We start from the raw sequence: 14,974 nt of genomic DNA on the forward strand, positions 1-14,974 counted from the left end.
TATAGTTTGATTTTCTACTATACTGTATGTGTGCGATTGCCTACTCGGTGAACAAAAGCCCAAAAATGGGCGGATTACTGTTTGATCGAAGCCAGCGCATCTGACTTCATTTGCTCATATTGATCTTCGTAGGTATCAGTAATGGAAGTGTCGTAACCGTTCGTACTTAGCTTCGCTTCCGTGTCACTAATAATTTGATCAAATTGGCCATCAATTTGTGCGACTTTCGCTAAGCCTTGCGCGATTAAACTCGGATTTGGAGTTTCCTTATATTGATTATACAGGTCTTGTAACGCGGCTTTAGCATCTGCCTTAAGCTGGGACAATCGGGCTTCTGCATCCGCCTTAATCGACGCTAATGACGGTTTCGTGGCACCACCAGCCCCACCGCCAATTGGCGGCGTTGTAACAGGCTTTGTCGTATCTGGTTTTGTAGTTTCAGGCAATTTGTCCTCGGCTTTCTTCTCTTCCGTGGTAACCGCGGACACCGTGTAGGTTTCCGGATCCCAGTTGATCGTCTTTCCAACTGACTCAGAGAAAAAACGAATCGGGACAAACAGACTACCATCCACAATATAACCTGGCAATTCATCAGATGGGCTTTTTGCAATACCATCGAATATGTAAGAAATCTTTTCTTTATATACCTTCAGATTGCTAGGCGCTAACTTTGATTTATCGAACTTCTCATTACTTTTCGAATAAACTTGTGCATTCATTTTATATTCATTAATATTAATTTTTTCTGCCGCTTTAGGCTCTGCGATCGATACCGTGTATGTATTCGGGTCCCAGCTTACCGCCTTATCCAGCGAATAGGATATGAAACGGATCGGCACATAAGTCGTACCTTCGTAAATGAAACCCTGCTGACCTTCTGGTGGCGCATATTCCTTCCCGTCAAAAGTGAAATGCATTGGGATCTGATACACATCCACATCCGTTGGTGCTTGTGCTGCAGCTGCTTGTGCGCTGAAACCCATCATTAGTGCCAAAGATAATCCAATCGTTTTGAAGCCATTTCTAACCTTCACTTACAAAACACCTCTTCTAATATTATTGGGTGGAAACAACCTTCTGAACTGCCGTAATTTCGGCCGAAGTAAACTTCGTATAAGCGATCTTCTTCAGCTCTGCCTTCTCCTCAGATGTCAAGCCGCCGCTTGCCATTTGCCTAAGGTTATTGAGCTCTGATGCCGAAAACCTGCTCATTACAAACTTCACGGCTTCCTGCTTACTCTCAAATGACCCAGCTGCTGCCTTCTTCTCAGTCGCAGTTTGCTTCTCTCGGTCATTGACTATAGCTTGCTGAGATTGCTTGCTCTGAACAGAATTCGATTCTGACTGTCCCTGATCCGAATTAACTGCCTTGGAGTTACCAACCGGCTGATCTGCCAAACCTGGCTCAGCAGTCGGCACAGATGCCTCAGAAGATACAACTGCTTGGGTTTCAGGTATAACAGGCAAATCGATGTGCTCCAACAATTGTTGATTATTCTCAGTTTCAATAACGAGCTGATCGGCGATTTTATTCCCTATCACATTCATGGCATAGGTGTAGGCCGAATATCCGCCCGCACCTATAATGCCTATACTAACCAAAACCAGAATGAGTCGTTTTCGTTTTCTCACAAAATCCCCTCTACCTATTTGTAATCTGAGATTATTTCTGCGTGTCTTTATAATTCTTTCCCTGGCTCAATCCATATTTCGCAGCAATCCCAATCAGCTGGTTATACTCGTCTTCCGTTAGCTTTTGCAATATGATTTCCTTCGCATTCTTCTTCTCATCCACAGATAAGCCATTCCCAGCCATACTTGCAAAAAGTTGAAGATCGGAAGTACTCAATTTCTTCAGCAGCACGGAAGTAACCGATGCCTTCTCTTTTAGCGTAATCGAGTCTTGAACCGCTTTCGTTTTCTCCGATGAAACCTGTGCCTGGTAACCGAATTTATCCTTTGTCACTGGTTGTGTTGGAGTAGCAGTCTGGCCATCTTGTATAGCTACACTAGGTACACTGACGGTACTAGAGGGGGAAACTACGGCTTCGCTACTCGTAGATGTTCCTATAGGCACAGTGGTAGATTGAGTCTGACTACCTTGGGTATTAGTTTCTCCCTGCTTAGAAATAGGAACCAAAGACCCTGCCGCTTTATCAGTTGCCACTACACCACTTTCAGCTTCCTTACTGATGCCAATCGAACCTGTCAAACTAGCACTCTCTAAAGCTTGTCCACTAATTTCAATAGGGATCTGCGGAATCATCGATTGTAGGACATACGACATAGCTATATTCATGCCATAATACCCAATAGCAAGTAGAACAACCAGACTACTTCCTACCCATAGTATTCGATTCTTCCACTTCTTCTTTAACATATCTTCACCTACCAAGTCTCATACTGGATAATTCCTATTATAAGCTTTTTGAGCCATGAAGTCACATCTTGTCGATCGAAAAAGCATAAAAAAAGCACCCTGAGGGTGCTTTAACGCAAAAAAAAAAGAAATCGTTCACAATTCTCAACGACAAATTTCGACAGCCTTTTTATAGGTCTAAGGTTATATTGAAGTAAGTTACATCATACGGGAGGCTGTGCGATGCCAAATTACTATTTTACAGAAGTTTGGACGCCATTGAAATTGGCTGGTATTAAGCTTTTCAAAGACGATGAAGGCGCTATTTGGATCAAATACTGGGCTTTTAAACGCAGACGACTATCGAGCAAGTAAATTTAGGCATAGCTGGCGTCTCTGATCAGGCGTCGGCTATCGACTCGATTTGCGAATATTTTACAAGTATAAGCTAAAATGCACCAAATGAAGAGGGACCAAAGACAGGGTCATTAGTCCTATTTTGTAGTCCAGGCGACTTAAGCTCTCTCACAATAGGCCAAACACGCCACAAGTGAATGCATCGTTTCTTGCTGGGCACGAAGCAATTTGGATGTATCCCACTGTCCTTTCTGTAAATCTTTCTCAATTAGTCCAAGCATCCAGACTGAATGAACAATCGCATATCGATGATAATCAGCAATAAAGTTTCCAGAATCGGCTTCCCATCCCAAGGAAACTCTCTGATTCAAATACGCATGTAACGCGTCTAGACGTGTAGAGGAACTGATCATTTTCGGAAAGTCGGGATGACTCATATCTAACAAACCATATAAATCCCAGAACACCGAATTATGATGCATGAATTCCCAATCTAGAATAATAAACTCATCGCCACGCCGGCATACATTCCCTTGATGATAATCACCATGCGAAATAACAATCTCTGTTTCAAAAGTTCCGTTCCATTGCATAATGAGTTGCTCGATAGCTGCAACTTTTTCTTTGTCAAAACCTAGTCGAAGCAAACGCTTCCCCATATCGTGAAACCCATTCAAATCATCTTGTTTCAAGTCGGTTAGATCTGTCTTATCCCCTTTGAAACGCGACGGCACCCTATCATGTGGCAGCATATGCCATAAGGGAATACACGCGGTGGCAACGGCATACTCGTTATCCTCCAACTGGTGCGACATCTTGCCCATATCCTCATAAATAGCCCAATAGCTCTCGGGATCCTCGTGTTCGGCAGATGCATACAGCGCAGGAACGCGAACTGGTATTGATCCTAGTAGGTGTTCGTATATCCATTTCTCGCGACCGCATGTCGTTCCATTCGTTAATGGTTTGAAAATATACGACTCACGCTGTCCATCCATATCTATCCAGAAGCGCTCAATCACTTTGCCATTCCGTCCTGTATACAGGGACTGCCTACCTATTATCCTAGCGGCATCCAACTCGCCACTGGGCTTCACCATACTTGAGAGCACCTGTTCAAGCTGTTTGTTCACCGCAATTCACCTCCATCATCCTACCTTCTCTCTTATAGTTATTCACTAATGGCTATACATTCCCTCTTCCTGCAAAAGAAAAAAAGCACCTGCTCTAGGTGCCTTCGCTTATGTATGCAATTTCGTTCGGTGATAATTAATTTTATTAAAAATCTTCGCTCTCTCGATGTCACAGATGCAGCTATCCAGGATAACCTCATTAAATCTTAAACAAAAAGAATGCCAAAACTTATCCATTCTAATTCCTCCTTGATTTCACATAAATCCACTGCGGAGGCACGATGATTCGGAAGCTGGCTGACATACTGGATTGACCCACCTTAGTCCCTGTAGCTTTGCGTCACTGATTTTCACCAGTTTTGCCATTATCGTCCAATTTATGTGAATGACTTATATACCTATTGTAGCAAATGTATAATTTGCGGCAATGGGCTTTTCGTCGTGTATCTCTTGGAGGGTAGAGATGTCTAAAGTACTAGACTTTGGAATAAAAAAATAAACTAATAAATCAGGGTTAATGATTAGTAACTTTCTCGTTCTCAGTAACTGAAATCAAGTATTTGAGAAACTCATTACGAAGATCTTTATTTCTCAATGCGTAATCCACTGTTGCTTGTAAGAAACCCAGTTTATCACCTACGTCGTACCTTCTACCCATAAAGTTGTATGCATACATTATTTCTTTTTGTGCTAGTACTTTAAGTGCATCGGTTAATTGGATTTCTCCACCTTTACCAGGTTCGGTATTTACCAAGATTTCAAAGATTGCGGGGGTAATAATATACCTTCCAAGTATAGCTATTCTAGATGGAGTATCTTCAACATTTGGTTTTTCAATTAACCCATTTACTTTATAAACTTTAGTCGCAATCTGTTTTCCTTCAACAATCCCATATTTATTAACCTCTGCGAGCGGAACTTCTTGTACTCCAAGAATTGTTGTCCTATACTCTTCATACGATTCAATCATTTGCTTTAAACACGGCTTATCTCCATAGACAATATCGTCACCAAGTAATACAGCAAATGGTTCATTTCCAATAAAGCTTTTCGCGCAAAGAATCGCATGACCAAGCCCTTTAGGCTCTTTTTGGCGGATATAATGAATATTAACCATTTCGGAGATTTTACGAACTTCTTCTAAAAGTGCGTATTTCCCTTTCGCTTCCAATTCAACCTCTAGTTCAACTGATTTATCAAAATGATCCTCTATCGACTTTTTATTTCTTCCAGTAATGATTAGTATTTCTTCTATCCCAGATTCAACCGCTTCTTCTATAATATATTGTAATGTAGGCTTATCTACAATTGGTAACATCTCTTTTGGTTGCGCTTTAGTTGCTGGCAAGAAACGCGTTCCTAAGCCCGCTGCAGGTATAATCGCTTTACGTACTTTCATTTCTGTTTTCCTCCACAAAAAGTATAAAAATAGGGATAAAGGTAAGGGTGAGAGTAAGGGTAGTGGGTTGAATTTACCAATACTGTTAGCTATTTTAAACTGCTTTTCAATCCTTTTCTTAATTGTGATTCCAATATTCAAACTTCTTCTAACCTCATAATTGAAATAAATGAAAAATGAAACCTGGAGAACTAATCACCCTCTCATCCTTCGCTATCATTAGCTTCGAAGAGTAACTAAGTAAAAAGCGTATTCCAAACGGAGAAAGCTCTCTTGAAGATACTCTACTTGACCATAATAGACCTCACTCGAAATTAAATAAGCCCTATCCAAATCAGGGGCAAATGCTACTCAAGCTGTTTTCTTCTATTCAACTCGCATTTGCCAACATCTGAACAAACATTTTCTTCCCTCGGTAGAAGGTCTTTTAAATGCGTTTACACAAAAGATTTGACAGACCAGTTTTTAACATCAATTCTCTATTAATATCCCTTCTAATATATTTAGGTAATTTACTAAAAAATTACTAGCTCTAAAATTTAAATCGAATATGTTGTAGTTTTTCTTTTCTAACTCTATTCTTTGAGACTGGGGCATTTTTATAACTTCATTTATTTTAAAAAGTGCTGTTTCTAAAGAGTCAAAATAGATTATTCCTTCACTATTAAACTGTTTAAAATATTTATTCCCCCCTGTGTTAGTTGCTAGAACCATTTTACCCAGGGATAGAACCTCTAACATAACCAAATCAAAATATGTCTCTTTGTTTGGTAGTACAAACAAATCTGATGCGGAAATAAGAGAATGTGGATCATTTGTCCAACCTACTTCGATCCATCTATCTTCATCTATTCCTCTTAAAGGTTCCTCAACTCCAGCTATCAAGAAGTATATATTTTTATTGGTTTTTAATAAGTCCGATCCAATTTTTTTAAGCAAATCATAGCCTTTGGTTTCATTATGCCTTCCAGCATAGCAAATTATAAAACTCCCTTCAGGAATGTTATATTTTTTTAGAATTTCTTCTTTATTTATTTTGGGTGAGCATCCGATTATTCCGGAGGGAATGTATTTGTAGCTAGTGTTCTTAGCATGTTTTATCATTTTATATTCATTCCAATTATTATCATAGGGTTCTTCCGCTTCTTTACACGGAAACAATATGTAATCTGCTCTATTAAATGAATATCTATCGAAATTTTCAAGATTCCTCAGCTTCACCCCAAAATATTTCTTTTCAAATTTAGAAAGCTCATCTAATAATTCTTGGTGGTGTGGTTTGGGAGTATGTGAGGTTAAAAGAACTTTGCCACTATAATTTTCTAGATTTTTTCTATTCAAAAATAAAGCTATAGTTGAATGAAAATGCACAATATCATATTCCGAAAAATTTTGGTTAGGTGCCACTTTCTCATTAATTATGGAACTAACCAACAAATGATTCCCCAAATATTTTTTTAATCTTTTAGGTATTCTCTTCTTAAGTTTTTCCTTCCAATGCCCAACATTCCCTTGAATAAATGATATATTATTAATTTCTTTTTGATCTAATTCTTTTTTTAAATTGTATAAATACCCAGAAGGACCTCCCACAGGCATTAAATTACTCTCATTCATATACATAAGTATCTTTTTTTTATTCAACATCCGCCTTAAACTCCTTCTCTACTATGTTTAATGCATGTTGAATTACATGATGCATATCATAATATTTATAATCTGCTAATCTCCCACCAAAAATTGTATTCTTTTCTTCTGCAGCTAATTCTTTGTATTTCTTAAACAACTCATTATTTTTGTCATTATTAATAGGATAATAAGGTTCATCCTTGGGATTCCACTCTGTCGAGTATTCTTTTGTAATCACGGTTTTTTCTTGCATGCCAAATTCAAAGTGTTTGTGTTCAATAATTCTAGTAAATGCTGTTTCACTATCAGTATAGTTCACAACAGCATTTCCTTGATAATTTGAAGTATCCAGTATCTCATTTTCAAATCTTAAACTTCTATATTCCAACATACCATATTTATAATCAAAATATTGATCAATCATTCCTGTAAATACTACTTTAGTCGCATTTCCCGACAATTCTTTTTTGTTTTCCAAAAAATCGATTTCAAGCTTAACATCAATATTTTCTAATAACTTTTCAATAATTACATTATAGCCTCCCTCAGGTATTCCTTGATACTTATCGTTAAAATAATTATTGTCATACGTAAATCTAACAGGCAATCTTTTAATAATAAAAGCAGGCAATTCAGTTGCGCTTCTACCCCATTGCTTTTCAGTATATCCTTTAATTAATTTATAATAAATATCGGTACCTACTAGTGAGATAGCTTGTTCTTCCAAGTTAGTCGGAACGTTTACCCCTGCAATTTCTCTCTGCTTATTTATCTTATCTTTCGCTTCTTGCGGGGTAACTGTCCCCCATAGTGCGTTAAAAGTATTCATATTAAAAGGTAAATTATATATCTCACCTTTGTAATTAGCTATTGGTGAATTCGTATACCTATTAAATTCAACAAATTGATTTACATAGTCCCAAATCCTTTTACTGCTAGTATGAAAGATATGTGCACCATACTTGTGTACATTTATTCCTTCTACGGATTCACAATATAGATTTCCACCAATATGATTTCTTTTATCAATTACTAAACATTTTTTACCTCTCTTTGTTGCTTCGTATGCGAAGACCGATCCAAAGAGACCTGCACCTACTATTAGATAATCATATTTGCTTAACATTACATTACCTCACTCTTTTAATAATCATTATACTAAATTGTTCTTTTAACAAGATTAAAGTTGTAAAATACACTCCAACACCTATAAACAGTTTTACAATTAATCTTTGGTTGTATCCAAAATTCGAATCGGGAATAATATTTAAACAAATAAACATGACTATTGTAGCGATAATATATTTAAAAGTGTTATTATCAAAAATCGAAAAGTTTAATACTTTTCTTGCTAGTATAAACTGAATGGCAAGAACACTTCCTTCAGCTACTACTGTTGCTATAGCTGCTCCTTCATGATGATATACAGGAACCAAAACTATACTTAAGATAATGTTAATTAAAGCACCAAAAATAACTGATAATAAAACTTTGTTTTCAAGCCCAGATGTATACATTATTTGAAGACCAATAAAATTGCTAAAGCCAATAAACAAAATAATGGGCAACATTATTCTCATGCTTAAGTCTGCCTCTAAAAAATCACTACCTCCAAATAAATAAATTACATCAGGAGCTAACATATATAACCCTACGATCGCAGGCAACCCCATTAAAAGGATGAAGTTTGCAGACAATCTTGAAACTCTTTGAAACTCATTAATATATCCATTTTCGAGATAGTAAGATATTCTAGGCAATAAAACACCTCCTAGTGTAGTTACTAGCACCACTACAATTTTTGTGATTTTAATTGCAGCTGCATATAATCCAACCGCTCTATCCCCAGACAAGTATCCTAGAATAACGGAATCCAAATTAATATAAATACTTGTAGCGATGTTAAAACCAAAAATAATAAGAATCGGCTTTAAATGCCTTCGAAATTCTAATTTGTATTTTTTTTCAAAATTGATATATTTTCTTAAATTAATAAAATTAATAATACCACTACCGTAAACCGAGAGTACTAAAATGAATGAATAGATTACATAGTCTTTTTCGTCTTTCACTAACAAAAATAATAAAATTACAGACACAACTTTAAATAGTATACTTACTTTTGAGATGTAACTATATTCCTCTACACCTTGATAAAACCACTCAACTCCCAAATTGGCCAACACGATAGATATGCTAAAAACCAAAAATAATTCTTTTTCTGAATTAATTCTTTCACTATAAAAAACGGATATTAAAAATAATAATAAAACAATCATTGTCGAGAATAAATTGATCAAGAGTAGTTCCCGCACTAGTATTGATAATTTTTCTTTGTCCTCCCTAACCTTTGCAACTGATCTTATTCCATATATCGGTATACCTAAGTTGGAAATCAAAACAAAGATAGTTATCCACGCTTGCGCAAAACTTATCTTTCCGATGCCTTCTGCAAATAGTATTCTAGAGGCATACGGAAAAGTAATTAAGGGAAATAACAAATTTACTGAAACTCTAATAAAATTGGCAAAGAAATTTTTTTTTAATGAATTTAATTTAGACAATTTTACTACCTTCCTAAAGTTGAAGTTTAACTAATTTTTTATAAGAAAAAATCACAATAAAAATGAATACAGCCGCAATAGGTTGATAAAAGTTTATAGCTCCAATTGACATATTTATTAAAATCAACAGAATTACGACTGAATAACTACGATCAATATGAGTTAATTTAAATCCTTTAAATGTTTTCAAAATCATTTTAATCGGAATTCCAATAACTAGAATCATGAAAGAAACAAAGTGAACCAAACCGCCGGAAAATAATAAATCAAAATAATTATTATGTGCCATCGGATAATTAGGTAGCCCTAGTGTTCCTGAAAGAGATAGAAACCCAATCCCTGTTACAAGATCAATAATATTGATCCTATGATAATCAACTACTATTGATGGATAACCCCAAATTCTATCAATAAAATCTGACTTTGCGCTTAGTGATGAATCAGAAAAAGAGTATTGAATTATACTATCGATATAAATTCCGAAAGTTGTGTTTCTTAGTACATAATAAATCAGAAATAATATTCCGCAAAATAATAACGTACCCACTACCCTCTTGGTAAATTTTTTCGTTTCACCCAGAAATAAGTATAATACAAAACATATAATTATATTAACTATTGCTGCTTTTTGGAGTGACATACACATACCCAATATAGTTACAATTATTAAAATTGTTTTTTTAAATTTAGAAAAAAGAAAATCACCACTAAACATCAATATTGCTAGTGACAACGCCCCTAAAGTTCCCATTGACGTAAGACTACCTGCAAGTGAAGCGTATCTTTCCAACCCTTCCCTTTCCCCTGTATCAGCAAAAAAAGAAATTCTGCCGAATATGATTTGGAATGGAATCGATAGTGATGAGAGAGCTAAAAATACACATAATATTTGAAAAATTCTTTTTACTAAATTATAACTAAACTGGTTATAAAAAAAACAAAATAAAATAAAAGGAAGCGTAACGAAATATCTCGGAAAAGAAATTATAAATTCAGAAAACTTCATATTTTGTAAACTAATAAAAGGAATACACAATAAGGAAAATACAAATAACATTTCTGACGGTTTAATGGATGTATTATTGTTTGGCAATAATCTCTTATTAAATAAATACGTGATATACAACCAAGCATATGAAGCAAATAATATCGCAATATAAATGAAAATATTAATGTTGCGTGTTATTTGAAACAACATCACAAGTACTGTAATACAAAACGCTTTATCCGTCTGGTTCATTTACTGTACCATCCAGCTTTAACATCATCCACTGATAGGGTTACATTTCCTTGCGCCAATTTACCTTCTTTGGATTTATACGCAACATAATACCGGTAAAGTTTTGCGTTATATAATATACGAATTTTATCCGTCTTAACCAATAGTTTCCCTATAATAGTTGCTATTGTTTTATTTATTATTATTCTATACATAACTTTTTTCATATTGAATACTAGACTTTCGTTGCCAACATTATCTTCGAAAAAAACCAGTTGGGTTCTTTTGATAATATCAGAATTAAATAAATTTAATATTTTTGCACCATCGCGACTTGCTCTAAATATTTTTTCACCATAGGAAAGAATAGTTGGACTTTTTTCGTGATGATAGGCAAAAGCCTCTTTAAGATATACAAGTTTCATCCCATTATGGCATATTCTGTATCCATATTCTATATCTTCAAATCCATATCCGATAAATTCTTCACTCACATAACCTACTTTATCTAATATCTCTTCTTTTTTAAATGACATATTCATTACCACAATATTATTGAAAGGTAAGTTATTGTGAAAGGGTTCATCCGCTTGCCCTAAATGACACTGATCCCTATATAAATAGTAATTACTTGTATTTACCCATTCTTCTGGAAAGCGTACTTGCCCACAAAACACCGTATTTACTGTATTTCTATGAGCAACCAAATGGGTTTCAATAAAATTTTTTGAAGGAAATACATCATCATCCATAAAAATAACAATTGAAGATGATGCAGCATCTATACCAATATTACGCTTTACCGCGAGAACATTTTTACTGGTATTGATATACTTAATATTTGTATATTTATTAGTAAGTTCCTCCATTAGTTCAATGGTACCGTCTTGGCTATAGCTATCACATACTATTATTTCATAATCTGCTTGTGGTATTGATTGATTTTCAAGTAAATATATAATGTTTGCTAAATTATCTTTTCTTGACCATGTGGCAATGCAAATCGAGATGTGTACACTCATTACTTAAAATTCCTCCTCATTTACCCCATACAACCTTTTCAACAATCTTTGCATAGCTTTGAATAATCTTAACTACTTTCACCGATATATTTTCATCCGTATAATCAGTCGCAAGAAGTGTTTTTTCTTGATTCTCCCACATTGCTCTACTTAAACCGACAGACTGAACAATATCTTTTTCTGTAATTCCGCCAATTACAACAGTTCCCTTATCTAACACTTCTGGACGCTCTGTCGAGGTTCTTATTAGAACTCCCGGGAAGTTAAGAATAGCTGACTCTTCAGATAATGTACCACTGTCTGATAATGTGCAAAAAGACTCTAACTGCAATTTGTTATAATCAAAGAATCCGAAAGGCTTTAATTGCCTGATTAATGGGTGAAATTTAAATTCCCTCTCTTCAATCCTCTTCCAACTTCTTGGATGAGTCGAATATATTACTGGTAATTGATATGATTCAGCAATGGTGTTCAAAGCGTTCATTAAAGAATTAAAATTCTTATCATTATCGATATTTTCTTCGCGGTGTGCAGAAACCAATATATACTTTCCAGCTTGCAAGCCAAGTTCAGCTAACACATTACTATAATTAATTTTATTCTTATTTTTAGTTAGGACTTCTGTCATTGGTGATCCTGTGACAAAAATATGTTCCTTTCGAATTCCTTCTGATAAGAGATATCTTCTACTATGTTCCGTATATGGTAGGTTAATATCACTAATATGATCCACAATCTTCCTATTAATCTCTTCAGGAACATTTTGATCAAAACATCGATTCCCTGCTTCCATATGGAAAATAGGTACTTTCAATCGTTTTGCTGCCACAGCACTTAAACAACTGTTCGTATCGCCTAAAATCAATAGTGCATCAGGTTGCACTTGATTAATAATCTTATATGTAGCAGCGATAATATTACCCATAGTTTCACCTAGGTCAGCCCCAACGACTTCTAGAAAATAATCAGGTTGTCTTAACCCTAGTTCTTCAAAAAAAATTTCGTTTAAAGTATAGTCCCAGTTCTGTCCAGTATGAACTAGAGTATGATTGAAGTATTTATCACAAGCTTTTATAGTTTCAGATAATCTAATAATTTCTGGCCTAGTTCCTACTATTGTCATTACTTTCAGTTTTTCCATTCCTCTTAAACCTCCATATAATAAGTATCTGGCTTCTCAGGATCAAAAAATTCATTCGCCCACATAACAGTGACCATGTCTGTATCACCTAAATTTTCAATATTATGTGTATAACCAGTTGGTATATCTAACACTTCCATTTTCTCTCCATTTACAAAATATTCAATAACTTCATTTGAGTCAATTTTTCTAAAACGAATAACTCCTTTACCACTTACCACAAGGAATTTTTCATTTTTGGAATGATGCCAGTGGTTACCTTTTGTAATTCCGGGTTTGGATATATTTACAGATACTTGCCCTCTATCCGGAGTCTTAATAAACTCTGTGAAAGAGCCTCTTTGATCTACATTCATTTTGAGATCATAACTAAATTTATTTACTGGCAAATAGCTCAAATACGTACTATATAATTTCTTCGTGAATGCTTTTGACATATCTGGAATTGAGCGTTCTTCACGACTATTATTAAAGGAATAAATCAAATCGACAATGTCACCAAGAGTGATAGAGTGGACTACTGAAATTTCACAAAAATCCCCAACCGAATTTTCAGCACCTTTTAATGCATTGATTAGCTCTTCCACTACATCATCGATATAAACTAAATTCATCACAACAGTAGGATCATTTACTGTAATCGGTGTTGCATGAGCAATGTTATGACAAAATGTCGCTATCGCACTATTATAATTAGGTCTACACCATTTCCCAAATACATTAGGCAATCGGTAGACAAGCACTTTTGCTCCTGTTTCTTTACTGTAACTAAAAAGCAAATCTTCACCTGCCTTTTTACTGATACCATATGGGTTGTCCAGTTCAGCTTGGGTAGATGAAGAAATCATTATTGGACATGTGTTTTGGTATTTTTTAAGTGTTTCAAGGAGTATTGATGTAAAACCATAGTTGCAGTCCATGAATTCAGATTTGTCCTTAGGACGATTTACACCAGCAAAATGAAACACAAAATCCGCTTCTTTACAGTACTCTTCAAATAAAGATGGATCTGTTTGATCTGTTTCCTTACAATATTCAAAAATGTCCGTATAGTTTTGGTTTCTCAGTTCAGCTATGAGATTCTTCCCTATGAACCCCCTTGAACCGGTTACTAGTATCTTCATCGTTGACTCCAACCTTTCAATTCTTCACGAACATAGTCAAGCATTAATAGTTTATCTTTAATCTGATCAATATTTAATCTCTCAGTGTTATGAGAGTTGTACTCTTCTTCATTAGACAATTTCTGGTCACCTTCTACAAAATACTTATCATAGTTAAGATCTCTCTTGTCAGCAGGTACTCGATAATATCCACCTAAATCTTGTGCAACTACATGTTCTTCCCTAGTGAGTAGGGTTTCATAGAGCTTCTCTCCATGACGAGTACCAATTATTTTTATCTCATTTTCTACATTGAATAATTCTTTAATTGCTTGCGCTAAATCTCCAATACTCGATGCAGGAGATTTTTGTACCAGGATATCCCCAGCATCAGCATTTTCAAATGCAAATACTACTAGTTCAACTGCTTCTTCAAGACTCATCAAGAATCTTGTCATATTTGGATCTGTAACGGTTAATGGCTGTCCTCTTTTAATCTGATCAATAAATAATGGAATTACAGAACCTCTAGATGCCATCACATTTCCATAACGAGTACCACAAATAAGAGTCCTGCTTGGATCTACTGTATTTGCTTTTGCCACGAACACCTTCTCCATCATTGCTTTGGAGATTCCCATTGCATTAATAGGATAAGCTGCTTTATCAGTGGATAAACAAATCACTTTTTTTACATCACTTTCAATAGCACCCGTTAGTACATTATCTGTACCAATTACATTTGTTTTTACAGCCTCCATGGGGAAGAATTCGCATGATGGTACTTGTTTTAACGCTGCAGCATGAAAGATATAATCTACTCCGTACATGGCATTTTTGACACTAGCTAAATCTCTAACATCTCCAATATAAAATTTTAACTTATCATTATTATATAACTTTCGCATATCATCTTGTTTCTTCTCATCTCTTGAAAAAATGCGAATCTCTTTGATATCTGTATTTAAGAATCTTTTCATTACTGCATTACCAAAAGATCCAGTCCCGCCTGTAATGAGTAGAGTTTTATCTTTAAACATTTAATAAT

General features: G+C 35.2%; 14 protein-coding genes and 1 riboswitch. Of the genes, 1 reads left to right on the plus strand and 13 read right to left on the minus strand.

The features are described 5' to 3' along the window. Positions 1–74: 74 nt before the first annotated feature. Genes AC58QC_RS04590 through AC58QC_RS04600 form a run of 3 tightly spaced genes read right to left on the minus strand, consistent with a single transcriptional unit; the run spans position 75 to position 2,380 of the window. Complete coding sequence (locus AC58QC_RS04590; RefSeq protein ID WP_497413998.1) at positions 75–1,034, minus strand: copper amine oxidase N-terminal domain-containing protein; 960 nt, start codon at positions 1,032–1,034, stop codon at positions 75–77. Between the two features lie 22 nt (positions 1,035–1,056). Beyond that, entirely contained in the window at positions 1,057–1,632 is a 576-nt protein-coding gene (locus AC58QC_RS04595; protein WP_497413999.1) for a hypothetical protein, read from the minus strand. Between the two features lie 31 nt (positions 1,633–1,663). After that, positions 1,664–2,380 carry a hypothetical protein gene (locus AC58QC_RS04600; protein ID WP_497414000.1) on the minus strand — a complete coding sequence of 239 codons (717 nt, stop codon included), beginning with the start codon at positions 2,378–2,380 and terminating at the stop codon, positions 1,664–1,666. 222 nt (positions 2,381–2,602) lie between these two features. Here AC58QC_RS04600 and AC58QC_RS04605 point away from each other — a divergent pair, with 222 nt between their 5' ends. After that, positions 2,603–2,734, plus strand: coding sequence for a hypothetical protein (locus AC58QC_RS04605; RefSeq protein ID WP_497414001.1), 132 nt, complete (start codon positions 2,603–2,605; stop codon positions 2,732–2,734). Between the two features lie 140 nt (positions 2,735–2,874). On the opposite strand, the gene AC58QC_RS04610 is transcribed toward AC58QC_RS04605, so the two are convergent. The 10 genes from AC58QC_RS04610 to AC58QC_RS04655 all read right to left on the minus strand — a co-directional run bounded on the left by AC58QC_RS04610 (position 2,875) and on the right by AC58QC_RS04655 (position 14,966). Continuing rightward, on the minus strand, positions 2,875–3,849 hold the full coding sequence (locus AC58QC_RS04610; protein ID WP_497414002.1) for a phosphotransferase: 975 nt from the start codon (positions 3,847–3,849) through the stop codon (positions 2,875–2,877). Positions 3,850–4,134: 285 nt separating this feature from the next. Next, positions 4,135–4,223, minus strand: a riboswitch (cyclic di-GMP riboswitch). A 140-nt stretch (positions 4,224–4,363) separates the two neighbouring features. After that, entirely contained in the window at positions 4,364–5,248 is an 885-nt protein-coding gene (gene galU / locus AC58QC_RS04615) for a UTP--glucose-1-phosphate uridylyltransferase GalU (protein ID WP_497414003.1), read from the minus strand. Between the two features lie 471 nt (positions 5,249–5,719). Beyond that, positions 5,720–6,895, minus strand: coding sequence for a glycosyltransferase family 4 protein (locus AC58QC_RS04620; RefSeq protein ID WP_497414004.1), 1,176 nt, complete (start codon positions 6,893–6,895; stop codon positions 5,720–5,722). Next, positions 6,885–8,003 (minus strand): UDP-galactopyranose mutase, encoded by a 1,119-nt coding sequence (gene glf / locus AC58QC_RS04625; protein WP_497414005.1) that lies wholly within the window; start codon positions 8,001–8,003, stop codon positions 6,885–6,887. The genes AC58QC_RS04620 and glf overlap by 11 nt, the downstream gene beginning before the upstream one ends. Before the next feature lie 4 nt (positions 8,004–8,007). Then, positions 8,008–9,441, minus strand: a complete 1,434-nt coding sequence (locus AC58QC_RS04630) for a flippase (RefSeq protein WP_497414006.1) — start codon at positions 9,439–9,441, stop codon at positions 8,008–8,010. Positions 9,442–9,454: 13 nt separating this feature from the next. Then, complete coding sequence (locus tag AC58QC_RS04635) at positions 9,455–10,681, minus strand: O-antigen ligase family protein (RefSeq protein ID WP_497414007.1); 1,227 nt, start codon at positions 10,679–10,681, stop codon at positions 9,455–9,457. Then, on the minus strand, positions 10,678–11,682 hold the full coding sequence (locus AC58QC_RS04640; protein WP_497414008.1) for a glycosyltransferase family 2 protein: 1,005 nt from the start codon (positions 11,680–11,682) through the stop codon (positions 10,678–10,680). The genes AC58QC_RS04635 and AC58QC_RS04640 overlap by 4 nt, the downstream gene beginning before the upstream one ends. A gap of 16 nt (positions 11,683–11,698) precedes the next feature. Further along, the gene (wecB, locus tag AC58QC_RS04645; RefSeq protein WP_497414009.1) at positions 11,699–12,823 is read right to left on the minus strand and encodes a non-hydrolyzing UDP-N-acetylglucosamine 2-epimerase; all 1,125 of its coding nucleotides are present in this window, start codon (positions 12,821–12,823) and stop codon (positions 11,699–11,701) included. A 5-nt stretch (positions 12,824–12,828) separates the two neighbouring features. Continuing rightward, positions 12,829–13,947, minus strand: a complete 1,119-nt coding sequence (locus AC58QC_RS04650) for a capsular polysaccharide biosynthesis protein CapF (protein ID WP_497414010.1) — start codon at positions 13,945–13,947, stop codon at positions 12,829–12,831. Continuing rightward, positions 13,944–14,966 (minus strand): polysaccharide biosynthesis protein, encoded by a 1,023-nt coding sequence (locus AC58QC_RS04655; protein WP_497414011.1) that lies wholly within the window; start codon positions 14,964–14,966, stop codon positions 13,944–13,946. The genes AC58QC_RS04650 and AC58QC_RS04655 overlap by 4 nt, the downstream gene beginning before the upstream one ends. Positions 14,967–14,974: the final 8 nt, after the last annotated feature.

Source organism: Paenibacillus sp. J22P51 (assembly GCF_059692215.1).